Here is a 23605-nt window from a genome sequence, read left to right as displayed (position 1 = left end):
CGGGGTGGCCGAGACGCTGTGGATCCTGGCGGCGGTGTACTTCGTGGTGATGATGATCGCGGCGCGCTCGCTGGCCCGCCCGCCCGACGGCTGGTGTCCGGATGGACATGTCCCGAAGGCCATCCAGGCCGGCGGCGAGCCGGAGCTGACGATGCCGATGGCGGTCCGCACGCGCCAGTTCTGGCTGCTGTGGGGGATGCTGTTCATCAACATCAGCGCCGGCATCTCGATCCTGGCCCAGGCGTCGCCGATGATGCAGGACCTGTTCCAGCGCACGCCCGAGCAGGCGGCGGCGATGGTGTCGGTGATCGCCGGCTTCAACGCGTTCGGGCGCATCTTCTGGGCCTCGCTGTCGGACCGGATCGGCCGCCGGGCGGTGTTCTCGATCTTCTTCGCGGCCCAGGCGGGGCTGTTCCTGGCGATCCCGCAGCTGGCGGCGAGCGGGCAGTGGCAGCTGTTCCAGCTGGCAGTGGTCGTGATCTTCACGATGTACGGCGGCGGGTTTGCGACGATCCCGGCGTTTTTGGCCGACATGTTCGGGGCCCGCAACGTCGGCGCGGTGCACGGGGTGATCCTGACCGCCTGGAGCGCGGCGGGGGTGGCGGGGCCGATCCTCATCACGTCGATCCGCGAGGCGCGGCTGCAGGCGCTGCCGCCGGGCGGCGCGCGGGTCGAGCTCTACGCGTCGACGCTGCAGATCATGGCAGCGGCGCTGCTGGTCGGCCTGGCGCTGACGCTGGCAGTGCGGCCGCTGGCGCGCGGGCGCTGAGGGCGGCATGAGCCACCGTCACAGCCGTGCGCGCCGGCGAGCGAGGCGCCGGGAACACAGCGACTACAGGATGGAGCTGGCAGAAGCGTTGCGGGCGATCCGCGACCCCCAGCGGCCGCCGCTGGACCATATCGCCGCGGCCAACACGATCGTGCACGCGAGCCAGGAAGAGGTCGGCATCGACGATCTGCTCGAGTGCCTGCGACGCGGGCACATCGCCGCCGACCTCGCCGCCTACGCGCTGAACGTGCGGCTCGGGCGGCGCACCGCGGAGCAGATCACCGCGGAGGACAACATCGTCGACGTCGACTTTTGGCTCCGCTACCTGGCGGAGAAGGGCTGACGGTCGAGGCGTCGTCTGGCTCAGACGACATGTGCGATCGACCATGTTCATTCGGGCATGCCCCCGGGGACATGTCCGAACGCGCAGGGCGTCACGGGGCCGGCTGGACGAAGTGGTCGCGGCTGCGGACGGTGGTCCAGCGGTCGAAGATCGCCAGGGTCTCGGGGTCGGCCTCGGCCAGCTTCTCGAACAGGTAGTCCTGGATGCCCTTGTGGACCGCGCAGACGTTGCTCTCGCGCATGCGGCCGAAGATCGAGCCCTGGCTCTTGTGGTTGAAGCTGGGGATGGTGCCGCAGTAGGGCTGGTAGGTGCAGTGGACGCAGTCGGGCTGGCCGTCGAGGTTGGAGGCGATGGTCATCGCCCGCACCGTCTCGTGGCCGACCAGGTCGCGGAAGCTGCTGGTGCGCACGTCGCCGAGGTGGAACGTGTCGTCGCCCATCTCGTGCAGCATGCGGCCCTCGTCGCAGGTGAACACCTGGCCGTCGTAGTTGTAGGCCAGCGCGCCGATGCCGGCGCCCGAGGGGCTGCGCAGGTCGAGGAAATTGGGGTCCTCGCCGCGCAGGATCTTGGTCAGGAAGATGCTGGCGTAGCGCTCGAGGATCTGCACGCCCTGCTTGTTGAGCTCGATCATGTAGTCGACCGCGCGGCGGTAGTACTGCATGTAGTCGTGGCGCGGGTACTCGAGCCGCTTGCGGGTGCGGTCGGCGAAGCCGAACGGGTCGATGGCGCGCAGGAACAGCGCCTTGCAGCCGAGGCCGACGTAGGTGTCGACGACCTCCTTCCACAGCGGCAGGGTCTCGCGCGTGGTCGTGAGCAGGGCCTCGACGTGGTAGAGGGTCGGGTCGAGGCCGGCGGCCTCGTAAGCCTGGTTGATGCGGGTGATCCAGCGGATCGCCCGCTGGTGGGCGTCCTGGGTCGGCAGCTTGCGCTGGGCGTTGTGCAGCTTCTCGGGCCCGTCGATGCTGGTGCACAGCTGGACGCGGTGCTCGATCAGGTACTCGAGCTTGGCGTCGTCGAGCAGGGCGAAGTTCGAGACCATCGTGAACTGCAGGCGCTTGCCGTGGACGCGGTTCTGGTCGACGGCGTACTCGATGGCGTGCTTGACGACGTCGAAGTTGACGAGCGGCTCGCCGCCCTGGAACTCGATGGTGACGAACGGGCTCGGGCTGCGGAACACCAGGTCGATCGCGCGCTCGGCGGTCTCGCGGGTCATGTCCGTGTGGACCTGATCCATGTTGGCGCGCGAGGCGTGGCAGTAGACGCAGGTCTCGTTGCAGCGGAGGGTGACGACGAGGATGTGCAGGTTGGGGCCGCCGGCGAGGAAGCTCTTGCGGGCCCGGATCCGCTCGGCGGCGGCGCGCACGTCGTAGTGGGCGCGCAGGAAGTTGCCGGCCTTGAGGCGGGCGTGGAGGTCGCTGTCCTCGGGGACATGTCCCTCGAGGAAGGCGGCGAACTCGGGCTGGCTCAGCAGCAGCCAGTTGCCCTCGAGGTTGGTGACGAGGACCCGGTCGCCGACGGCGCGCCAGCGGAAGTAGGCCTGGGTGCCGGCGCGCGGGCGCAGCTGCACGAGCGCGGGGGCTGGCTGAAGGGACAGGTTCACTTGGCGCCTCCGCGCTGGACGGTGAGGCCGAGAGCGTGGTTGCCGAGCTCGCCGCGCAGGCGACGGGCCAGGTTCGGGTCGCTCGGGGTCATGCGCACGACCCAGGCGTCGTCGGTCTGCTCGAGCTCGAAGACGGCGAAGCGGGCGAACGCCTTGACGGCCTGGTCGACGGCCTCGCCGCTGTAGAGCTGACGGGAGAAGCGGAGCTCGTGCACGTCGGTCACGGCGCGCCCTCGCCGGTCTTGGGCGCCTTGCGGCCGTGCTTCTCTTCCCACGACATGGCGATCCCGAGCGGGTCGTCGAAGCCCTGGTCGCTGAAGTCGAACTTGGCCAGGTCGTCGAGGCTGGGCTGGCCCATGGCGCCGGCCAGCGCCTGCATGGTGGCGGTCTCGATGAGGACGCGGTTGTCCTGGGCGATCTGGTGGCGGAAGGCGCACGAGAGCAGCTCGTTGGCGAACTCGCCGATCAGCGCGCGCAGGGCCTCGGGGGCGGCCGCGCCCGTCTTGGCGGTCAGGACCACGCGCACGCGCGCGGGCTCGGGCCTGTCCAAAAAGACATAACAGCGGTCGATGAAGACGTAGGCGGCGCCGTAGATCGCGGGGAGCGGGTAGAGCTCCTCGTCGACGAGAAAGTGGACGGCGGCGGCCTGCTCGTCGGCGACGACGAGCCCGGCAGGGGCGCCTTCGATGGACGTGGTCATGACGCCGGGCACGATATCACGCGCCCGCGCGCTCACGATCGCGGCCGCGAGAGTTGCAGCACGCGCGAGCGGGGCCGATGGCGACCTCCGCGCGAGGCTCCGGCGAGGCGTGGCGCGAGGCGAGGCGCGTCGCGGCTACGTGTGGGCGCCGGCGACGCCCGCCTCGACGCCGGGGCCGAGGCGACGGGCCGCTTCGAAGGTGCCGCGCACGACCGGGGCGTAGCGGACGACGTCGTAGGCGACGCGGCGGATCCGGTCGGCGACGAGGTTGTTGCAGAGGTTGCCCTCGACGTCGAAATCGACGGATCGCGCGGCCACGTGGTACGGCAGGGTGAAGCCGTGACACCAGGCGAAGCTGGTCTTCACCGCGGTGATCGACATGTCGCCGCCGCCGCCGCCGGTGACGGCGAGCACGCCGGCGAACTTGCCGGCGAGCTCTTCGTAGAGGAAGTCGAACCAGTTCTTGAGGCAGCCCGACATGTTGCCGTGGTACTCGGGCGTGCAGATGACGAAGCCGTCGGCCCAGGCGGCGTGGCGGCGGATCGTCTGCACGCCGGGCAGATCGTCCTGGCTGCGGTCGCCATAGACCATCACGGGGAGGCCGAGGTCGTGGAGCGAGACGACCTCGACCTCGGCGCCGGCGGCTCGGGCGGTGTCGGCGGCGATGCCGACCACGGCGTGAACGCGGCTCTCGAGCCGGCTGGAGCCGCTTACGATCGTGATCTTGGCGCTGCTGTCCGCGGGCACGGCGCGAGCATAGCGGACGGGCGAACGCTGCTCTACACTGCAGACGCGTGAGCGACCGCGGCGAGCCGACAGTGGCGGGATGGGGCAACCTCGCAGTGCCCGGGCGCGAATTGTTGAGCGAGGATCTCGAGCGCGCGACGCGTGCGGCAGTGCTCAGCCGCGGGCTCGGCCGCTCCTACGGCGATTCTTCGCTGCCGCCGCCGTCGCACCGCGAGGTCGTGGGCACGCGCCTGGCCGATCGCATCCTCCACTGGGACGGCCAGACGGGGCTGCTGCGCGCGGAGGCGGGCTTCTCGCTGTGGGAATTCAACCGCTTGTTCCTGCGCCGCGGGTGGTTCATCGGCTCGACGCCGGGCACGCAGTTCGTGACTCTCGGCGGCATGGTGGCGTCCGATGTCCACGGCAAGGGCCATCACAGCCACGGCTGCTTCGGATCGCGTCACGTCCGCTCGCTGCGCATGCGCTTGCCTTCGGGCGACCTGGTCGAATGTTCACCGGAGCGCGACCCCGAGCTGTTCTGGGCCACCGTCGGCGGGATGGGCCTCACGGGACACATCCTCGAGGTCGAGTGCCAGACGCAGGCGATCCCGTCGCCGTGGATCTGGAGCGAGTCCGAGCGGGTCGACGACATCGATCAGTTCATCGCCGGCCTCAAGGAGGCGGGCAAGTCGTGGCCGTTCACCGTCGGGTGGATCGACTGCCTGTCGCGCGGCAAGCACATGGGCCGCGGGCTGCTCGACCGCGGGCGCTGGGCCACGCCGGAGGAGACGGGCGGGCGATCGCTGCCGGTCACGCGCCGGCTGACGCTGCCGGTCATGTTCCCCGAGTGGGTGCTGCGCTGGAAGCTGACGACGCAGGCGTTCAACACGATGTGGTACTGGCGCCACGTGCCGCGGGTGAAGAAGAAGCTGTGCCACCCCGACAGCTTCTTCTACCCGCTCGACGCGATCCTGCAGTGGAACCGCATCTACGGCCGTCGCGGGTTCACGCAGTACCAGTGCGTGCTGCCGGAGGAGGCCGGTCACGGCGCGGCCCGTCGCTTCCTCGATCTGCTGACGCGCCGCGGCGGGGCGTCGTTCCTGTGCGTGATCAAGGACGCGGCGGCGGAGGGGCAGGGGATGCTCAGCTTCCTCCGCCCGGGGATCTCGATCGCGGTCGACTTCGCGGTCCGCGACGACACGCAGAGGTTGATCGACGCGCTCAACGAGCTGGTGATCGCCGAGGGCGGGCGCATCTACCTGTCGAAGGACGCGTTCACCCGGCCGGACCACTACGCGGCGATGGACCCGCGGCTGCCGCAGTTCCTGGCGGTGCGTGATCGCATCGACCCGCAGCGGGTGGTCCGCTCGGCCCAGTCGGTGCGGATGTTCGGCGACCCGCCCTGAGCGCGAGCCCTTGCGCCGGTGCGCGGCACCTGCGAGCCTCGCGGGGCATGCGAGTGGTGTTCCTCGGAGCCACCAAGGGGATGGGCCGCGCGCTGGCGCGACGGATGAGCGAGCGCGGCGATCAGCTGTTCTTGCTCGGGCGCGAGGCCGAGGAGCTGCAGCGCAGCGCGGCCGACCTGGCGGCCCGACACCCGCAGCACGCAGTCGTCGGGACGCACGCGTGCGACCTTGCGGTGTCGTCGACGTTCGCGGCGGCGCTCGACGCTGCCGAGGCGGCGCTCGGCGGGTTCGACACGGTGGTGGTGACGGCCGGGCTGTTCGCCACGCAGGAGGCGATGGAGGCCGACGCGGCGCTGGCGGAGCAGGTGCTGGCGGTCGACTTCACCGGCACGGTGGTGTTCTGCGAGCACGCGCGCAAGCGGCTGCTGGCGCGCGGGGGCGGGACGCTGTGCGTGTTCTCGTCGGTGGCCGGCGAGCGCGGGCGCAAGCCTGTGGTGCTGTACGGGGCGGCCAAGGCCGGGCTGTCGCGCTACCTCGAGGGGCTCGACCACAAGTTCCGCGCGCAAGGGCTGAAGACGGTGACGGTCAAGCCCGGGTTCGTGAAGACGGGGATGACCGCGGGCCTGAAGCCGCCGCCGTTCGCGGGTGAGCCGGAGGCGGTGGCCCAGCAGGTGCTGCGGGCGATCGACGGCGGGCTGCCGGTGGTGTACACGCCGTCGATCTGGCGCTGGGTGATGCTGGTGATCCGCTGGCTGCCGCGCTTCGTGATGCGCAAGATCGGGTTCTGACGGGCGCGATGATTGGCGCCGGGCGACACGGGTGATACCGTCCGGTGCGATGCTCCGTAATCTCGTAGGTTCCATTGTCCTCACGCTGCCCCTGGCCGGGGCTCCGCTGCTCACAGGCTGCGCCGGTAGCAAGGCCTCGGTCATCACGCCGGAGGAGGTCCAGACCCATGGCACGCATACCTTCGCGGACCCGCCCGCGGAGGTGTTCAAGGCCACGCTCGACGCCCTCAAGACGCTCGGTTATCCCATCGCGGTGGCGAACGAGGAGAAGGGGATCATCAAGACCGAGCGGAAGTTCATCCGCGCGATGGCGGTGGGCGGGAACTACTCGGCGCAGGCGATCGACTTCACCCGCCAGTACTACCTCCGCCTCGAGTCGAGCGACGGGGCGAGCACGGCGGTCACCGCGGATCCCAAGGTCTTCATGGGCGAGCGCGACGTCAGCGGCGACAAGGTGTGGGTGCTCGAGGGGCCGGAGGGCGAGCGCGAGCTGTGGCAGCGCCTGTTCAAGGAGATCCAGTCGAACCTGTAGGCGCCGGCTGAGCGTGTCCCGGAGGGCATGTCCTCGGGGACATGCCCTTTCGAGCATGGCCGTTCGCGCATGCTCTTCGGGTCAGGCGGCTGCCAGGCGCGGGATCCACAGGATCACGGCCGTGCCGCCGCCCTCGCGGGCTTCGATGCGGAGGGTGCCGCCGTGGGCGTCGATGATCTCGCGGCACAGGGGCAGGCCGAGGCCGGTGCCCGTGCGCTTGGTCGAGTAGAACGGGAGCAGCACCTTGGGCAGCTGCTCGGGCGGGATGCCGGGGCCGCGGTCGAGGACCTGGATCTCGTCGCCCTCGCGGTGGGCGCGGAGGCGCAGCGTGACCTCTTCGGGCGGGCCGCCGGACTCGACCGCGTTCTTCAGCAGGTTGATGAGGGCCTGCTCGATCTGGCTGCGGTCGACCGCGTTGACGGTGTTGAGGTCTTCGGGCGCGGCGTCGATCTTGAACTGGACCAGCCCGTCGAGGCGGTCGATGAGGCTGCGCCACTTGGTGCTCTCGAGCCGCGGGCGGGGCAGGCGAGCGAACTGGGTGTAGCCCTTGAGGAACTCGCCGAGGTGCTTGCTGCGCTCGGAGATGGTGTCGATGATGCGGTCGAGGCGGGCGTCGCGGGCCTCGGCGGCGTTGATCAGGCGGGCGGAGTGCAGCAGCGACGAGATCGGCGCGAGGGTGTTGTTGATCTCGTGGGCGATCAGGCGGATGACCTTCTTCCACACCTCGACCTCCTGGCGCGCGAGCTCGCGGGTCAGGCGCTTGAAGGCGTAGGCGGTGTGCGGGCGGCCGCTGATCTGCACGTTGCGCATGACGAGGTGGTAGGCCTCGAAGTCGCCGCCCTGGTGGTCGACGGTGAAGATCGAGTCGCGGCCGCGGCCGACGGCCTCGCGCAGCTCGTTGGGCAGGCCGGTCAAGAGGTCGGCGAAGCGAGCCCCGACCAGGCGGCTGTCGGGCATCTTGAGCCAGGTCTGCGCGGCCAGGTTGGCGTAGTCGACGGCGCCGTGCTCGTCACACAAAATGTAGGCGGTCTCGGTGACGGCGAGCAGGGTCTCGAGCAGGAGCTCGCGCTCTTCGAGCTCGCGCTTGGTCTGGCGCAGCTCGGACAGGTCGGTGATGACGCCCTCGATCGCGTTCGCCTCGCTGCCGGCCCCGGCGACGCCCTGGCCCTGAGCCCACAGCCACTTGCAGGCGCCGGTGGCGGTGTGCAGGCGGTAGGTGACGCGGAACGGGCGGCGGTCGGTCAGGGCCTGCTGGACCTGCTCGCGCGTGCGGTCGCGATCTTCGTGGTGAATGAGGCCGAGGAAATTGACGCGGCCGGAGGTGAACTCCTCGGGGGAGTAGCCGGTGAGGTCGTAGCAGCCCTCGCTGATGAACTGCATCGACCACTCCTCGTCGTTGGCGCAGCGATAGACGACGCCGGGGAGGTTGGCGAGCAGGGTCTGGAGCGAGCTTTGGCTGTCCGAAAGGGCAGGTACGACGCGCTCGCGCAGCTTGAGCGCGGCGGAGATCCGGGCCGAGAGGACGGCGCGGCTGCACGGGAGCACGGCGAAGTCGCTGGCGCCGGCGCCCACCAGGACCTCGGCGCGGCCGTCGTCGTCGGTGAGGGCGAGGATCGGCCGCGGGAGCTGGGCCAGCGCCTCTTCGACGCCGACGAGGTCGCACGTATCGAGGATCGACAGGCCGATCCGCGCGCGGTCGTAGCCGGTCGTGAGATCGGTGACGTGCACGACGGGGCGACCGCGGGCGCGCAGCAGGCTCTGGAGGTCGTCGAAGAGGGCCGGGTCGCGGGTGACGACCAGGACGGCGGGCGAGACGTGGGGATCGGCGGCTGTCACTGCGGTGGGCCCGAGGCGCTGCGGGTGCCGGCGCGGGCCGGTCCCGGGCGACAGGGTACCCGCCCGCGATCGCGGTGAGAAGCCGCCGCGGGCGATGCAGGCCGCGCGGGGCCGACACGCCCCGACCGGTCTTTACGCCCGCGTCTGCCGCAGGTAGCGTGAGACCATGTTGACTTTCGTCGCTGGTCTGTCGTTCGCGGTCGCGTCGCTGTCGTTGGAGGACGCGGCCGCAGCGCCTCGTGTCGTGCCCGGAGCGCCGCTCTCGGCCAACACCCCGTGGGCCGTGGCGCCCGACGACGGCCCGCGCAGCCACCTCGAATCGCTGTTCGGCGCCGACTACGACCCGACGCTGGTGGCTCCGCTGCGCGACGGCAACCTGGTCTACGACGGCGAGAGCCTGGCCCGCAGCCTGCTCGATCAGCAGGGGTTGCCGCTGCCGGCGCTCGATCATGACCCGACGGCGGGGATCCTCTACCTGGCGATGGACGGGATCACGCTGCGGCCCAAGTGCAACGGGTTCCATCCCCAGGTGGCCAACGCGGCGCTCAATTGTTCGCCGCTCGTCAGCAAGGAGACGCAGTTCCCCAAGCCGCCCGGCGGCGAGAACACCAAGGCGGTGGTGCTGCAGAAGCTGCAGAATTACTACGAGCCGTTCAACCTGGTGATCACGACCAACCGCCCGCCCGACTACCTGCCGTACACGATGGCGGTGATCGGCGGGACGTCGCAGAACGCCGGCCAGAGCAACGGCGTGTGCGGGATCGCCAACGTCGCCTGCGACGGGGCCAAGCGCAACCACGTGTCGCTGTCGTTCCCCGACAGCTGCGTCGGCGTGACCGCCGAGGTCGCGGCGCAGGAGACGGCGCACAACTGGGGCCTCGAGCACACCGACGTGCAGCAGGACCTGATGTACCCGTTCGTCGCCGGCGGCAGCTCGTTCCGCGATGACTGCATGGACATCTCGCACGCGACCGGGAGCGGCGTCACGCAGTGCACGTACGTGCACGAGCTCTACTGTCCCGAAGGACAGGGCGAGCAGCAGAACTCGCACACCGAGCTGCTGGGGGTGTTCGGGGCGCGCGAGGCCGACACGGTGGCGCCGGAGATCCTTAGCGTGTCGCCGGCCGACGGGACCGTGTTCACCGTCGGCGAGTCGTTCCTGGTGTCGGCCGACATCACCGACGACAAGAACATGGTCGGGGTCAAGTGGAGCTGGATCGAGGGCGTGCCGCCCGACTTCGTCGACACCGGCTACTCGCGCTGCACCAACGACGTGTGCAACGACAAGTACCCGGCCTGGCGCGCGGTCGACGATCCGTGGGACTTCATCCAGGTCACCAAGCCGCCGGCCGGGACGTACAGCTTCAAGGTCGAGGTGATGGACGCGTACGGCAACGCCGACAGCGAGACGCTGACGGTGACGGTGGTGCCCGCCGAGGGGACGACGACGGGCGAGCCGGGCACGAGCGGCGACACGGCGAGCGGCGGCGACACTTCGACGGGCGAGCCGGACCCGACCACCAGCGCGGGCTCGAGCGACGGCGACGACACCGGACCGGTCGATCCGAGCGGCGGGGTCACGAGCGTCACCGGGGGCTCCGGCGCGACAGGGCTGACCGGCGACAGCGCAGGCGACGACGACGGCTGCAACTGCCGCACGGAGAACGGCCCGCGGGCGTCGTGGCTGCTGCTGCTGGCGGGGCTGCTGCCGCTGCGCCGGCGCGCGCGGCGGGGGTGAGCGCGGCGAGGGGAGGCGAAAGCGGCGGCGGAGGTGAGGCCGCCGCGCATCGGGTTCGGCCTGGCTTTTTGGGCCGGCCGGGTCGTGTTCGAGCGAGATGTAGCCCAGAATATGTCTCTGGGAGCATGCCCGAAAGGCCATGCTCCCCACGACATGTCGCATCAGACATTGTTCTTCGGACATGTCCGAGCACACATGATGCGAAGGCCAGGGCGGGCGCCATCGCATGGTGGAGAGTGAGCGCGTCAGGCACGTCCGATGGCACAGCCGCCACGGACATGTCAGGACTGGAGCGCGCGTGGTCGGGGCCTGTCGACCGGATCCGGCGATCATGGTCTGACACCGGCGTCGTGAGGGTGACGCCGTTCGTAGGGGCGTCGCGCGAGCCGTCGCGCGCATCGGCGGATACGTGCAGGCATGAGGCGATTGGGCTAAGGTCGGCGCATGGCTTCTTCGCTTAAAAACTCTGCTTCGATCACGGCGATGACCCTCGCGCTGGCCGGTGCGGCCCTGGTGCCGAACGAGGCCGAGGCGTGCTCGCCGGACTACTGTTATCTCGTCGACGCCTGGAGCTCGCTCGAGGCGCTCAACCCGGGGGCGATCCCCGTCGACGGCGTGCTGGTGCTGCAGGGCGCGCGCTCGGGCGACTCGTCCGAGACGGACTGGCTCGACAAGATCGAGCTGACGGTCACGCGCGACGGGCAGCCGATCGCGGGCGCGGTCGAGGCGGGGGGCGTGCGCGACGTGCTGGTGTGGCGGCCGGCGGAGCCGCTCCAGCCCGGGGCATATCAGGCGGTCGGCAGCCTCGACAACCCCGACGCGGAGCCCTACTACGACGGTTGTGCGCCCGACGTGCTGATGCTCGACTTCGGGTTCACGGTCGAGGCGGAGCCGTCGGCCCCGCTGGCGCCGCCGAAGACGACGGCGACCGAGCAGGTGCTGGTGGCCAGGAGCGACGATCTGGCGGACTTCGTGTGCTGCGACGGGGCGATGCCCTACACCTACACGTTCGACTGCGGCGGCGCGGAGACGTACGTCGAGTGGGACGAGGGGTTCTGCGCCTCCGCGCGCGGGTTCGGGACGCTGCACGTGCAGGTGTCGGCCGAGCTCGATCTGCCGCCGGCGACGCAGGGGCTGGTGGTGCGCGAGCTGCTGGTCGACGGCACGTCGACCGCGGCTCAGTTCGGCGACGGGTTGCTGGCCTTCGGCCCGAAGCCGTTCTGCACGGTGGTCCAGCTGCGCAACATCGCCACCGGCGAGACGGTGCTGTCCGAAGAGACATGTCATGGGTTCGGCCCGGAGGCGGAGGCGTCCCTCGGCGATCACGCCATCGATCTGTCGCCCGAGTTGAAGGCCCAGTGCGCGGGCCCGGCCTACACCTGCGAGGTCGACGCGGACAGGTGGGACGCCGAGAAGTGCACGCCGTGGCCAGCCGGCGGCGAGACGACCGGCGATCCCACGGGCGATCCGACCGGCGATCCGACGGCGGGGCCGACGACCGGCGGGCCGGGGACCGAGGGCTCGGACGGCAGCGAGGGGAGCGACGGCTCGGAGAGCACCGGTGACTCGGCGTCCGGCGGGCAGGACGGGCTGGTCGACCACGGATGCGCGTGCGACAGCCGGGGCTCGAGTGGTTCGTGGGCGTGGATGCTGCTGGGACTCGGACTGCTGGGGCCGCGTCGGCGCCGGCGGTGAGATGTCCCGAAGGACATGTGAGAGTCCGCGGCGTCGCGGCCCCGGCGCGAGGACCTCGGGGGCCGTGGCCCGCGACGTGCATCCGGTGAGGGCATGGCTTTTAAAAAATCCTCGATCCAGGCGATGACCGTGGCGCTGGCCGGCGCGGCGGTCGTGTTTCCCAACGAGGCCTCCGCGTGCACGCCGGACCCGTGCGCGTACGCGGAGGTGTGGCAGTCACTCGATCCGCTCAACGCCGGGGCCATCCCGACCGACGGGGTGCTGCTGCTGCAGGGGGCGCGCTTCGGGGACGAACCGGACGAGGACTGGCTCGCCACGATCGATCTTTCGGTCACGCTCGACGGCCAGCCGATCGCCGGCGCGATCGAGGCTTCGGGCTTCCACGGGTTGCTGGTGTGGCGGCCGGCGGAGCCGCTGACGCCGGGTGATTACAAAGTGACCGGCGAGGTCGACAACCCGGACTACGACAATTTCGAGTACTGCTCGTTCGACTTCGATCTCGCGTTCGACTTCACGGTCGTGGCCGAGCCCTCGACGCCGCTGGGGCCGCCGCTGGTCGAGCGCACGGCGGAGGTGAACCTGCACGAGCGCGAAGAGCTGGCGAGCCTGGTGTGCTGCGACGGGGCGATGCCGGGGCAGTTCGATTCGTACTGCGGCTCGGCGGGAGGCGTCGGCTGGGAGGAGGGCTTCTGCGCGGTGACGCGGGGCCTGGGGGTGCTGCTGGTGGAGATGAAGGTCGACACCGGGCTGCCGCCGGCGACGGCGGCGCTGGTGGTTCGGCAGGCGGTGGTCGACGGCGAGCCGGGCCTGCCCGAGCTCGACGATGCGCTGCGCGCGGGGAGCGAGGTGGCGTTCTGCACGGCGGTGCGGCTGACGAACGTGGCGACCGGCGAGGTGGTGACGAGCGAGGCGGTCTGCCACGGCAGCGAGCCCGAGATCGTGGCGCAGCTCGGCGAGCAGGTGATCGATCCGTCGGCGGCGCTGACCGAGGCCTGCGCGTCGACGGCGTATACGTGCGAGATCGGCGAAGCGGGGGACCGCTGGGATCCGGGGGCCTGCACGCCGTGGCCCGGCGGGGGGGAGACGAGCGGCGATCCGACCGAGGGGCCGACGAGCGGGCCCGGGAGCGACGGGTCGGACGGGAGCGACGGCTCGGAGGGGACGGGGAACTCGGCGTCGGGCGGGCAAGACGGGCTGGTCGAGCACGGGTGCGCGTGCGACAGCCGGGCTCCGAGCGCGCCGTGGGCGTGGCTGCTGCTGGGGCTCGGGCTGCTGCGGTCGCGGCGGCGCTCCCGGGTCGCGAAGGACTGCTGACGCCCGCGGCCTGTCACTCACGGGGTGAGCGAGGCGAGGGGCAGCGGATGGCGCGGCTGGCGATGCCGCGCATGTGACATGTCTTATCGGACATGTCCTTTTGCATGGAGATCAAGGGCCATGTCCCAGAGAACATGCTCTGATGTGCAGGTCCTGAAGGACATAGGCCAAAGGCCATGGCGCAAGAGACATGGTAGATCGGACATGTTTGTTCACACATGTCCTATGGGTCAAGCGTCGTCGTCGCGGCCGGGCTCCTGGCGCACGCCGAGGGTGCCCGCCTTGCGGGCCTCGGCGCGGCGGCGGGCCTGATACAGGCGCACGCCCTCGACGGTGATCTGGCCGACGGGCGGGGCCTCGGGCGCGCGCGGCGGGGCGGCAGGCTCGGCCGAGACGGCGGTGCGGGCGGCGCCGTGGCGGCGGAACTCCTCGCGCCAGGACGAGAGCGTGCGGTCGGAGACGGTGGGGTCGCTGGGGTCGTCGAGGATCGCGCGCACGACCGGCTCGGGATCGACGAACTGCGGCGCGAGCTCGGCGGGGTCATAGGCGGCGCCGCGATCGAACAGGCCGCCGCAGATCGGGCGCAGGCGACAGGGGCCGCAGGCGGGCGCGTAGAGGTGGCCCCAGGCGGTCTGGCGCACGGTCTGCTTGTCGTCGAGGAAATGGACCACGCGCTCCTCGCCCTTGACGATCTTGCGCGTCTCGGTGCTGGCCCACGCGAACTCGCCCATGTAGCAGAGCGGGACCTTCTCGACGCGGAAGGTGCGGCCGCTGGCGTGCAGCAGCCGCAGGGCCCGCGCGAGCGACAGCTCGAACTGTTCGAGGCGGGGGACGAACTCGGCCTGGTTGACCTCGGCGCGGCCCATCGAGGGGTCGAGGTTGTTCCACACGAAGTGACGGACGTGCGGGTGATGGGCGAGGATGTGGCGGACGTTGCGATCGAGGTGGTCGGCGTTGAGGCGGTTGATGACGCAGTTGACGTGGACGTCGATGCCGACCTCGTGGGCGCGATCGAGGGCGGCGAAGGCCTTTTCGAGGGTGCCGGCGGCGCCGCGCAGGCGGGCCTCGACCTCGGGGACGACGGAGTAGATCGAGACGTGGACGCGGCGCACGCCGGCGTCGGCGAGGGCGCGCGCGAAGGTCGGATCGGCGAGGCGGGTGCCGTTGGTGATGAGGCGGACGTCGAGGCCGCGACCGCTGGCGTAGGCGGCGATCGCCGGCAGCTCGGGGTGCAGCGTCGGCTCGCCGCCGGTGAGGATGACGCCGAAGTAGTCGCGCGCGACGAGGTCGTCGACGAGCGCCTGCATCGACTCGAGGGTGTGGACGTAGGGGGTGGCGGGGTTGCTGCAGAACCCGCAGAAGTGGTTGCAGTGGCGGACGACCTGGATGTAGCCGAGGTTGGCCATCAGCGACCACGCAGGGACATGGCGATCTTGAGGATGTCGGTGAGCACGCCGGCGGCCGTGACGGCGCCGCCAGCCCCGGCGCCCTGGACGAGCAGCGGGTAGGCGCGGTGGCGATCGGTGGTGAAGGCGACGAAGGCCTCGGTGCCGCGCAGGCGAGCGGCGGGGTGATCGGGCTCGACCTCGACGGGGCCGACGCGCACGGCCGGGGCGCCGGCGGGGGCCGATGGATCGATCTGGGCGAGGTAGCGGAGGACGCGGCCGGCCTTCTGCATGCGCTCGATGCGGGCGGCGACGGCGGCGTCGTGCTCGGCGAGGGCGAGGAAGAACCGCTCGAGGTCGTCGTGGCCGAGCGCCTCGGGCGGGGCGAACGGCTCGACGACGACGGCGTCGAGGTCGAGCTGGAGGCCGAGCTCGCGGGCGAGGATCAGGGCCTTGCGCGCGACGTCGAGGCCGGACAGGTCGTCCCGCGGGTGCGGCTCGGTGTAGCCGCGAGCCCGGGCGTCGCGCACGGCGTGCGACAGCGGGACGCCGCGCGACAGCTCGCCGGCGAGGTAGCCGAGGGTGCCGGAGAAGCTGCCCTCGATGCGGAGGATGGTGTCGCCGGTGCGCACGAGGCCCTTGAGGGTGTCGATCACCGGCAAGCTGGCGCCGACGGTGGTCTCGTACTCCCACCGGCGATGGCGCTTGCGGGCCATGTCCATGAGGCCCTGTCTCACGGGCCAGGTGGCGGCGAGCGGGCGCTTGTTGGCGCTGACGACGTGGATGCCGAGCGCGAGCGCGGCCTCGTAGACGGCGGTGGTGTCCTCGGCGGTGCAGTCGACGAGGATCGGCACGGGCAGGCGACGCAGGCGCTCGAGCAGGGCCGAGATGTCCGGAGGGACATGCGACTCCTGCAGCCGCGCCTCCCAGCGCGCGAGCGGGATGCCGCCGGGGTCGAACACGACGCGTCGACTGTCGGCGACGCCGGCGAGCTTGATCAGGACGTCCTGGTGCTCGGCCAGCGCGCGCTGCTGGGCGGTCAACTGATAGAGGAGCTCGCGGCCGACGGTGCCCTTGCCGAGGACGAGGAGGTTGACCTCCTGGGCGGCGAGGTTGAAGGCGGCGTGGACGGTGCGCACGGCGGTGGCGGTGTCGTCGCCGTCGACGACGGCGGAGATCGAGCGCTCGCCGGCCCCCTGGGCGCTGGCGCGGACGAGCACGCCGATCTGGCCGAGCGCGCCGAAGAACCGGCCGGCGACGTTGGCGGTGCGACCCATGGCCTCGCCGACGAGGGTGAGGAGGGTGACGGGCTGACGCACGCGGATCGGGGCGAGGTCGATCGGCTCGCCGTCGGCGGCGCGGCCGAACTCGGCGGCGAGGGCGGCCTCGGCGAGGGCGGCGTCCTGGCGGGCGACGGCGACGGCGAAGGCCCGATCGCGCGGGGCCGAGGTGCCGACCCACACGGGCACGCCGGCGTTGGCGAGCGCGCGCAGGGCTCGCTCGCCGATCCGCTCGTGGCCGAGGCGGCGCCGGGTCTCGAGGTCGAGGAGCGCGAGGTCCTCGGTCGAGACGACGCAGACCGGGCGCCGCTCGTCGCGGTTGCCGACGGCGTCGATGAGGGTGCCCGGATCGTCGGGGCGGGCCGTGTTGCGCACGCGCAGCGGGATCTGGGCCTCGATCAGCGGCGACATGGTCCGCGGGTGCAAGATCATGCCGAGGTCGCCGAGCTCGAGCGCCTCGGCCTGGCTGAGGTGGGCGACCGGGTAGGCCTCGAGCACGAGCTCGGGATCGGCGGTCATGACCCCGGAGACGTCGGTCCAGATCTGCAGCTCGGCGGCGCCGAGGATCTGGGCCAGCAGGGCGGCGGTGTAGTCGGAGCCGTTGCGGCCGAGCGTCGTGCTGCGACCGTCGCGGGTGCGGCCGAGGAAGCCGGTGTGCACGCTGACGGCGCCGCTCCACGCGACCGACAGGGCGCCGAGCTGCAGCGCCGAGGCGGCCAGATCGGGGGTGGCCTGGCCGAAGCGGTCGTCGGTGACGGTCCAGTCGCGGGCGTCGACGCCGACGGCCGCGACGCCGCGCGCGACCAGCAGGCGCTGCACGACCAGGACGCTGGCCCGCTCGCCGAACGACAGCGCGAGGTCGCGGGTCTGCAAGGTCCGCTCGCGCACGAGGCCGACGCCGAGCAGCAGCTGCCGCAGCGGGCGCATCAGCTCGGCGATCGCGGAGGACATGTCCTCGGGGACATGTTTCAAGAGACCTGCGCGTTCGAGCCTGTCCGTGAGGTCATGTGCGACGTTGGCGACCAGCGCCTCGATGGCGTCGACGTGGGGGTCGCCCGGCAGGCCGGCGGCGGCGGCGTCGACGGCGGCGATCAGGCGATCGGTGGTGTCGGCCATGGCCGAGACGACGACGGCGACCGGGCCGTTGTCGCGCTCGCGGGCGATCAGGTCGAGGGCCTGGAACAGGCGATCGGCGGCGCCGACCGAGCTGCCGCCGAACTTCATCACGCGGAACGGACGGGCCTGGCCGGGTTCGTGCTGCGGCGTCATGCGTCGGCAGGATATCGGAAGCGAGCCCGGACGGGCAGGCGGCGCCGGCGCCAGCGACCGGGGCGGGTGCTGGAGTGAGCGCCCGCGGCCGGCGAGCACCGCCCTAGCGCCGCCGGTCCTCGGCCCGCGTGCGACAGATGTGGTCCCACAGCGTCAGCGCCTCGCCGAAGTTGACCTCGGCGTTGGCGTGGTGGCGGTTGTGGAACGCCGAGGTGTTGACGAACAGGCGCGGCAGCGTGGCCTCCAAGGCGCGGTAGGTGACGCCGCAGTGCAAATAATAATTGAGCAGCACGAATCCCACGACCAGGGCGACGTAGGTCGGGCCGAAATGGGTGGCCCACGGGAACGCGACCAGGAGGATCGGCCAGAAGGTCATGACCGATTCGACGGGGCCGACGGCGAAGCCGGCGAACGGGGTGGGGTCGCGGTAGACGTGGTGGCCGCGGTGGAACGGGAACAGCAGGCGCGTGTGCAGCAGGCGGTGCTTCCAGTACAGCCAGGCGTCGAGGACGAGCACGCCGAGCAGGGTCTGCCAGACGACGGCCGACAGCCCGCCGGCCTCGGCGAGCGACCACACGAGGCCGATCGGCTCACCAGCGTCGGCGCGGGCCATCGGCCAGGCGGCGAAGCAGGCGGCGATCCAGGCGGCGAGGGCGGTGTCGCCGGCGCTGCGGCCGATCAGCGCGGCGCGCTTGCGCGGGCCCTGGATCCGCCGGCCGCGCAGGGCGGCGACCACCGTGGCGCCGCCGGCCCCGAGCAGCACGAGGCCGGCGACCCCGGCGAAGGCGAGCAGGAGTGACTTGTACCAAAGGACAGGTCCGTAAGGACAGGCGAGGCCGGCGACCGTGGCGAGCAGGACGACGGCGCGGTCGACCGAGCCGGCGAAGCCGCGGCCATGGGCAGAGAACACGGCCGCGTCGGCGGCGGGACGGAGGAGGTCGGTGAGGCGAGGCATCGTCGCGCGCACAGTGGATGAGATCGGAGGGGCGCTGTCCAGCGGGGGGTCCCCGGGCAGTCCAGGGCGCGCGAGCGTGCGGCCGGCGATCGTGTGCGCGCAGGCGGCCGCCGGCCCCCGGCGGTGACGTCGGGCGAGGTTCGTCGCACAGAGCCGCGGCGGGCGGCGCGGAGCGTCGGCGTGCAGCGGAGCGGGCGGCGATGGCTCGCCAGTGCTTAGGATCGCGGGGCTCGCATCCGGGACTCGTGCTCGCTGCGCTGCGTCGGGCGCGTGCGGAGGATCGTGGCGAGTCGCGCCGCTCGGGGCTCGTGTTCGCGGTGGCGACGACCGCGACCGTGGGACGCGCTGCAGGCGGTCCGGTCGGTGCGCGCTTGACGGTCGGCCGGCGTGTGTCATGGTCCCGGCCGACAGCAGGGGTTTCATGCACATTCTGGTCACGGGCGCGACGGGGTTCGTCGGACGGGCGCTGGTCCTCCGATTGCTGCGAGACGGGCACCACGTGCGGGCCTGGGTGCGGTCGCCGCGGCGCGCGGCCGATCTGCTGGGCGCCGAGGTCGATCTGGTGGCCGCAGGCGACGAGGCGGCGCTGGTCCGCGCGCTGACGGGCTGCGAGGCGGTGATCCACCTGGCGGGCGAGTCGGTCGGGGTCGGGCGGTGGACGGCGGCGCGCAAACGTGAACTTTGGGACAGCCGCGTCGCGCTGACCGAGATGCTGGTGCGAGCGATCGCCAGGTCGGAGCCGCGACCGCAGGTGCTCGTGTCGGCGTCGGCGGTCGGCTACTACGGGGATCGCGGCGACGAGGAGCTCGACGAGACGTCGCGCCCGGCCGACGATTTCCTCGGCTCGATGTGCCAGGCGTGGGAGGCGGCGGCCCACAAGGCCGAGGCGCACGGGGTGCGGGTGTGCACGCCGCGGCTCGGGCTGGTGCTCGGGCACGGCGGTGGGGTGCTCGAGCAATTGCTGCCGATCTTCCGCGTGGGGCTCGGCGGGCCGCTGGGCTCGGGCGAGCAGTGGTTCCCATGGATCCACCTCCACGATCTCGTCGAGCTGCTGACGACCGCGGCGACCGACGCCCGCTACACCGGGCCGGTGCTGGCGGTGGCGCCCCAGCCGGTGACCAATCTGGCCTTCTCGCAGGCGCTGGCCGAGTCGCTGGGTCGCAAGGCCCGCCTGCCGGTGCCCTACCTGGCGCTGCGGATCGCCAAGGGCGAGGCCGCGAACGCGCTGGTCGCCAGCCAGCGGGCCATCCCCGCGCGCACGCTGGCGCTCGGGTTCACGTTCCAGTTCCCGACGCTGCCGTCAGCCCTGAGCGACCTGTTCGGCGGCCGTGACCGGCCCGACTTCGCGCGGGCCGAGATGGCGCCGACGAGCCCGTACCTGGCCCGCCGCGCGCCGACGACGGTGCTTCAGCAATCGACGGTGCTGGCGGCGCCGCTGTCGGCGGTGTTCGGGTTCTTCTCGCGGGCGGAGAACCTCGGGATCATGACGCCGCGCGCGGCGGTGATGACGATCAAGTCGCCGCGACCGCTGATCGTCGAGGCGGGGCGTCACATCGACTACGAGCTGCAGGTCGGGCCGGTGCGCCGGCGCTGGACCACCGAGTTCGAGCTGTGGGAGCCGGAGCGCCGGTTCGTCGACGTGCAGACGCGCGGGCCGTTCGCCGCGTGGTGGCACGAGCACCGCTTCACGCCGCGCGGGGAGGGGGCGACGCAGATGGACGATACGGTCTACTACCGGCCGCCGCTGGGACCGATCGGCCGGATCGCCGACGCGCTGTTCGTGCGCCCGCGCCTGCGCGACATCTTCGAGTACCGGGCCCAGGCGATCCGGCTGCGCTTCGGCACCCGCCCGGGCTGAGGCGGCCGAACGGGCATGTCCCGGCGGGCATGTTCTCAGGGGCATGACCGCGAGGACATGTCCTCGCGGGCATGTCGATCAGAACACGGCGACGGCGACGGTGCCGAGGAACGGGGTCGGGGGGTCCTCGACCTTGCACAGCGGCATGGGGCTGTCGTCGTACGAGAGCTCGACGCCGGGGCCGGTGGCGAGCCAGCCGCCGAGGTTGCGCTCCTTGCTGGTGCCGACGAAGGGCATCAGCAGCACGCGCGCCTGGGTGGTGCCGCCCTGGGGCAGGATCGCCACCGCGTAGCCGTCGCCGAGGCTCGAGGGGCAAGTCGCAGCGTCGCTGACCTTGGGCAGGCTGTCGTCGCCAAAGGCGTAGAGCACGTCGGGGGTCGGGCCGGGCTTGTCGAAAAGGAGGTCGATGAGGACCACGGGCCGATCGTGCTGGCCGAACTTCCACTGCTCGGGCGGCGCTTTGGTGGAGGTCATCTTCGAGGGGGTCCACGGGGTGATCGAGGGCGGCTTGTGGCCGAACCGCAGGTACTGGACGCCGGTGGGATCGCGCAACAGGACGGCGATCCGCTCGCCCGGAGCGGTGGCGCAGGCGTCGAACCAACCGGAGTCGAGGAAATCCTTGTCGTCGGTGTTGGTGAGGCGAAAGCAGGCCTTGAGGGCGCACTGCTCGTCGCACAGGCCGAGGAGCTCGGCGAAGCCGGGGTCGCTCGCATCGCACTCCTCACGCCCCGGATCGAACACGCCGTCGCCGCAGCTGAGCTGACAGTCGCCGGTGCAGCCGTCGAACTCGTCGGCGTTGGTGTCGTCGCATTGCTCGGGCGGCTGGATGAAGCCGTCGCCGCACTCGGCGAGCTGGCACGCGGGGTTGCACAGCGGATCGGCATCGACGCCGCCGGCGTCGCACTCCTCCTGGCCGTCGTGGACGATGCCGTCGCCACACTCGGCGAGGGTGCACTTGTTGGTGCACTCGTCGCCGTCGACGCCGTCGCCGTCGTCGCACTCCTCGCCGGGATCGAGGACGCCGTCGCCGCAGCTGGGCGGGACAGGATCGGTGGCGAGGGTCGTCTCGCTGGCGACGCCGGTGTCGGTGAGGTCTTCGGTGTCGACGCTGGTGGTGAGGGGCGGCTCGCTGCTGACGGTGGTGCCGGGATCGGTGGCGCTGGCGGAGGTGTCGCTGGTGGTCGGCTCGCTGCTGGTCGTAAGGACAGGTCCTGTCGAGGCCGCGCTGTCGCCGTCGCTGTCGCCGTCGGTGAGCAAGCCGAAGGCAGGGTTCAAGATCTGGCAGCCGCCGGCGCCCGCGACGACGACGATCCACGCGCTGCCCCGCAACCAAGTCAGGCCAAGCATGCCTTGCACGATAGCAGGCGGGCTCGGCCGGCCGACACGCTCGCTTGCAGACGGGCCGGAACCGGGGCGAGCGGCGGTTGTCTCGGCGCCTGGAGGACGTGCGATGCGAGCGAGCGCGCTGCGAAGGTTCGTCGAGGTGGCAGGATGCATGGTGGTGGCGACGATGGGGATCAATTGCGCCCCTCACGGCCACGAGACATTGACAGTGGAGACGGAGCCGCAGGCGGACTGGACATTGTCCGGCCCGCCTGATTGTTCACAGGCGCCGCGCCTGGCGGCGCGCAGCAGCACCGACGCGGAGGACGAGGGGGCGCTCGACGCCGCGCTCGATCTCGCTCGAGGCGAGCTGGCGCTCGAGTCGTACGAGCGCCCGCGATCGTGTCACGCGCGCCTGGCCGCGCGGCTGCACAGCGAGTACGACATCGACTACCGCAACGTCGGCGCGTGCGGGGTCGACGAGGGGGTGGTCGGCCACGCGCGTGGCTACAACGCGATGATGCACCGCCACATCGCGGACCGACACGGGCCGGTGGTCGAGGCGGTGGCCCGCGAGGTGGGGTGCTTCAGGGGCGGGTGAGCCGGGCCTTGATCACCTTGCCCATGGCGTTGCGGGGCAGGGCTTCGACGAACCGGACGTCGCGCGGGCGCTTGTGCGGGGCGAGCGCGCGCGCGACGTGATCGACGAGCTGCTCACCGGGCGGAGGGAGCGCTGGGTCGCGGGCGACGACGAAGGCGACGATCCGTTCGCCGAGGTCGTCGTCGGGCAGGCCGACGACGGCGGTCTCGGCGACGTCGGGGTGCTCGAGCAGGCAGGCTTCGATCTCGCCGGCGCCGATCTTGAAGCCGCCGCTCTTGATCAGGTCGGTGGCGCGCCGACCGACGATGCGATAGGCGCCGTCGTCGGTGCGGGTGGCGAGGTCGCCGGTGTAAAACCACCCGTCGGCGTCGCGCACGGCGGCGGTGGCCTCGGGCCGGCCGAGGTAGCCGGCGAACACGCTGGGGCCGCGGACGGCGATCTCGCCGATGGTGGCGTCGTCGGCGACGTCGAGCGGGCGCCGGGCGTCGTCGACGAGGCGGACCTCGACGCCGGGCAGCGGCGGACCGACGAGGCCCGGGCGCGGCGGGCCCGAGGTGGGGACGGCGCACACGATCAGCGTCTCGGTGAGGCCGTAGCGCTCGTAGACGCCGCGACCGGTGATCGCGGCGAGACGTCGATGCTCACGCGCGGACAGGGCGGCGGAGCCGGAGATCAGGAGCCGCGCGGCGCCGAGGTCGGCCGCGATCGAGGCGTCGCGCTCGGCGAGCTCGGCGAGGCGGACGTACATGGTCGGCACGGCGAACAGCACGCCGCCGCCACGCACGGCCGCCGCGAGGGCGACGGGCTCGAAGCGCGGCTGCCAGTGCAGGCGGCCGCCGATCCGCAGGCTGCCGAACAGGCCGAGCACGAGGCCGTGGACGTGGAACAGCGGTAAGGCGTGGACGACGGTGTCGCGCGCGGTCCACTGCCAGGCCCGGGCGAGGCCGTCGATGTTGGCGGCCACGCCCGCGGCGGTGAGCACGGCCCCCTTCGGCGCGCCGGTGGTGCCCGAGGTGTAAATGAGGAGGAGCGGGCGCTCGTCGGCGCGGTGAAAGTCTTGATGTCCCTCGGGACATGCTGCATCCGACATGTCCTCGGAGACGGCGATCGCGGGGCCGAGCGGACTCTCGGGGCACTCGGCGGGGCGGGCGGCGAAGCAGCAGCGCGGGGCCGCGTCGGCGGCGATGTGGGAGCACTCGCGCTCGCCGAGCCTGGGGTTGAGCGGGACGGTGACGACGCCGGCGAGGGCGCCGCCGACCAGGGCGACGACGGTGCCGAGGTACGGCAGGGTCCACACGCCGACGCGGTCGCCCGGGGCGATTCCGGCGCGCGCGAGGGCCTGAGCGTGGCGGCGGGCGGCGGCGAGCAGCTGGCGATCGGAGAACGAGTCGTCGCCGACGGTGAGGACGATGCGACCGTCGGGAGCCGCGAGGCAGGGGAAGAGAGGGTCCACGCTCCACTGCGTGTCGCAAATCCCCGGCCGCGTT

At 71.8% G+C, this 23605-nt stretch carries 20 protein-coding genes; 10 read left to right on the top strand and 10 right to left on the bottom strand.

Annotated features, from left to right (window positions below):
- Positions 1–4 precede the first annotated feature (4 nt).
- Both POL25_RS24010 and POL25_RS24005 read left to right on the top strand, forming a co-directional pair.
- Entirely contained in the window at positions 5–769 is a 765-nt protein-coding gene (locus POL25_RS24010) for an MFS transporter (RefSeq protein WP_272088481.1), read from the top strand.
- A gap of 70 nt (positions 770–839) precedes the next feature.
- Complete coding sequence (locus POL25_RS24005) at positions 840–1112, top strand: hypothetical protein (RefSeq protein ID WP_272088480.1); 273 nt, start codon at positions 840–842, stop codon at positions 1110–1112.
- A 91-nt stretch (positions 1113–1203) separates the two neighbouring features.
- Here the strand turns inward: POL25_RS24005 and hxsB are convergent, their stop codons facing one another.
- From hxsB to POL25_RS23985, 4 genes are all read right to left on the bottom strand, one after another.
- Entirely contained in the window at positions 1204–2712 is a 1509-nt protein-coding gene (hxsB, locus tag POL25_RS24000; protein WP_272088479.1) for a His-Xaa-Ser system radical SAM maturase HxsB, read from the bottom strand.
- Positions 2709–2936: an HxsD-like protein gene (locus tag POL25_RS23995; RefSeq protein ID WP_272088478.1), complete on the bottom strand. Its 228-nt coding sequence runs from the start codon at positions 2934–2936 to the stop codon at positions 2709–2711. Before POL25_RS23995 ends, hxsB begins: the two co-directional genes overlap by 4 nt.
- Positions 2933–3412 (bottom strand): His-Xaa-Ser system protein HxsD, encoded by a 480-nt coding sequence (gene hxsD, locus POL25_RS23990; RefSeq protein ID WP_272088477.1) that lies wholly within the window; start codon positions 3410–3412, stop codon positions 2933–2935. The genes POL25_RS23995 and hxsD overlap by 4 nt, the downstream gene beginning before the upstream one ends.
- A gap of 135 nt (positions 3413–3547) precedes the next feature.
- The gene (locus POL25_RS23985; protein ID WP_272088476.1) at positions 3548–4159 is read right to left on the bottom strand and encodes an NADPH-dependent FMN reductase; all 612 of its coding nucleotides are present in this window, start codon (positions 4157–4159) and stop codon (positions 3548–3550) included.
- A gap of 47 nt (positions 4160–4206) precedes the next feature.
- Between POL25_RS23985 and POL25_RS23980 the strand changes: the two genes are divergently transcribed.
- From POL25_RS23980 to POL25_RS23970, 3 genes are read left to right on the top strand one after another with little or no spacing between them, the layout of a single operon-like run.
- On the top strand, positions 4207–5544 hold the full coding sequence (locus POL25_RS23980) for an FAD-binding oxidoreductase (protein ID WP_272088475.1): 1338 nt from the start codon (positions 4207–4209) through the stop codon (positions 5542–5544).
- A 47-nt stretch (positions 5545–5591) separates the two neighbouring features.
- Positions 5592–6332, top strand: a complete 741-nt coding sequence (locus POL25_RS23975; RefSeq protein WP_272088474.1) for an SDR family NAD(P)-dependent oxidoreductase — start codon at positions 5592–5594, stop codon at positions 6330–6332.
- Between the two features lie 49 nt (positions 6333–6381).
- The gene (locus POL25_RS23970; RefSeq protein WP_272088473.1) at positions 6382–6864 is read left to right on the top strand and encodes a hypothetical protein; all 483 of its coding nucleotides are present in this window, start codon (positions 6382–6384) and stop codon (positions 6862–6864) included.
- Positions 6865–6945: 81 nt separating this feature from the next.
- Here the strand turns inward: POL25_RS23970 and POL25_RS23965 are convergent, their stop codons facing one another.
- On the bottom strand, positions 6946–8700 hold the full coding sequence (locus POL25_RS23965) for an ATP-binding protein (RefSeq protein ID WP_272088472.1): 1755 nt from the start codon (positions 8698–8700) through the stop codon (positions 6946–6948).
- Positions 8701–8866: 166 nt separating this feature from the next.
- Here POL25_RS23965 and POL25_RS23960 point away from each other — a divergent pair, with 166 nt between their 5' ends.
- From POL25_RS23960 to POL25_RS23950, 3 genes are all read left to right on the top strand, one after another.
- On the top strand, positions 8867–10438 hold the full coding sequence (locus POL25_RS23960; protein ID WP_272088471.1) for an MYXO-CTERM sorting domain-containing protein: 1572 nt from the start codon (positions 8867–8869) through the stop codon (positions 10436–10438).
- Positions 10439–10882: 444 nt separating this feature from the next.
- Complete coding sequence (locus POL25_RS23955) at positions 10883–12133, top strand: MYXO-CTERM sorting domain-containing protein (protein ID WP_272088470.1); 1251 nt, start codon at positions 10883–10885, stop codon at positions 12131–12133.
- 93 nt (positions 12134–12226) lie between these two features.
- Positions 12227–13447: a hypothetical protein gene (locus POL25_RS23950; RefSeq protein WP_272088469.1), complete on the top strand. Its 1221-nt coding sequence runs from the start codon at positions 12227–12229 to the stop codon at positions 13445–13447.
- 230 nt (positions 13448–13677) lie between these two features.
- Here the strand turns inward: POL25_RS23950 and POL25_RS23945 are convergent, their stop codons facing one another.
- The 3 genes from POL25_RS23945 to POL25_RS23935 all read right to left on the bottom strand — a co-directional run bounded on the left by POL25_RS23945 (position 13678) and on the right by POL25_RS23935 (position 18336).
- Positions 13678–14853 carry a radical SAM protein gene (locus tag POL25_RS23945; protein WP_272088468.1) on the bottom strand — a complete coding sequence of 392 codons (1176 nt, stop codon included), beginning with the start codon at positions 14851–14853 and terminating at the stop codon, positions 13678–13680.
- Positions 14853–17381: a bifunctional aspartate kinase/homoserine dehydrogenase I gene (gene thrA, locus POL25_RS23940; RefSeq protein ID WP_272088467.1), complete on the bottom strand. Its 2529-nt coding sequence runs from the start codon at positions 17379–17381 to the stop codon at positions 14853–14855. Before thrA ends, POL25_RS23945 begins: the two co-directional genes overlap by 1 nt.
- A gap of 103 nt (positions 17382–17484) precedes the next feature.
- Entirely contained in the window at positions 17485–18336 is an 852-nt protein-coding gene (locus POL25_RS23935) for a sterol desaturase family protein (protein ID WP_272088466.1), read from the bottom strand.
- A 421-nt stretch (positions 18337–18757) separates the two neighbouring features.
- Here POL25_RS23935 and POL25_RS23930 point away from each other — a divergent pair, with 421 nt between their 5' ends.
- The gene (locus tag POL25_RS23930; RefSeq protein WP_272088465.1) at positions 18758–20194 is read left to right on the top strand and encodes a TIGR01777 family oxidoreductase; all 1437 of its coding nucleotides are present in this window, start codon (positions 18758–18760) and stop codon (positions 20192–20194) included.
- A gap of 78 nt (positions 20195–20272) precedes the next feature.
- On the opposite strand, the gene POL25_RS23925 is transcribed toward POL25_RS23930, so the two are convergent.
- A complete protein-coding gene (locus POL25_RS23925) occupies positions 20273–21541 on the bottom strand; it encodes a DUF4215 domain-containing protein (protein ID WP_272088464.1) in 1269 nt (422 codons plus the stop codon).
- Between the two features lie 103 nt (positions 21542–21644).
- Here POL25_RS23925 and POL25_RS23920 point away from each other — a divergent pair, with 103 nt between their 5' ends.
- Complete coding sequence (locus POL25_RS23920; protein ID WP_272088463.1) at positions 21645–22118, top strand: hypothetical protein; 474 nt, start codon at positions 21645–21647, stop codon at positions 22116–22118.
- Here POL25_RS23920 and POL25_RS23915 read toward each other — a convergent pair.
- Positions 22105–23571, bottom strand: a complete 1467-nt coding sequence (locus POL25_RS23915; protein ID WP_272088462.1) for an AMP-binding protein — start codon at positions 23569–23571, stop codon at positions 22105–22107. The two genes, POL25_RS23920 and POL25_RS23915, sit on opposite strands and share 14 nt — an antisense overlap.
- Positions 23572–23605: the final 34 nt, after the last annotated feature.

The organism is Nannocystis bainbridge, from assembly GCF_028368995.1.
Classification (GTDB): Bacteria; Myxococcota_A; Polyangia; order Nannocystales; family Nannocystaceae; genus Nannocystis; species Nannocystis bainbridge.
The sequence above is the reverse complement of the archived record's forward strand: the minus strand, read 5'-3'. Positions and strand labels throughout refer to the sequence as shown.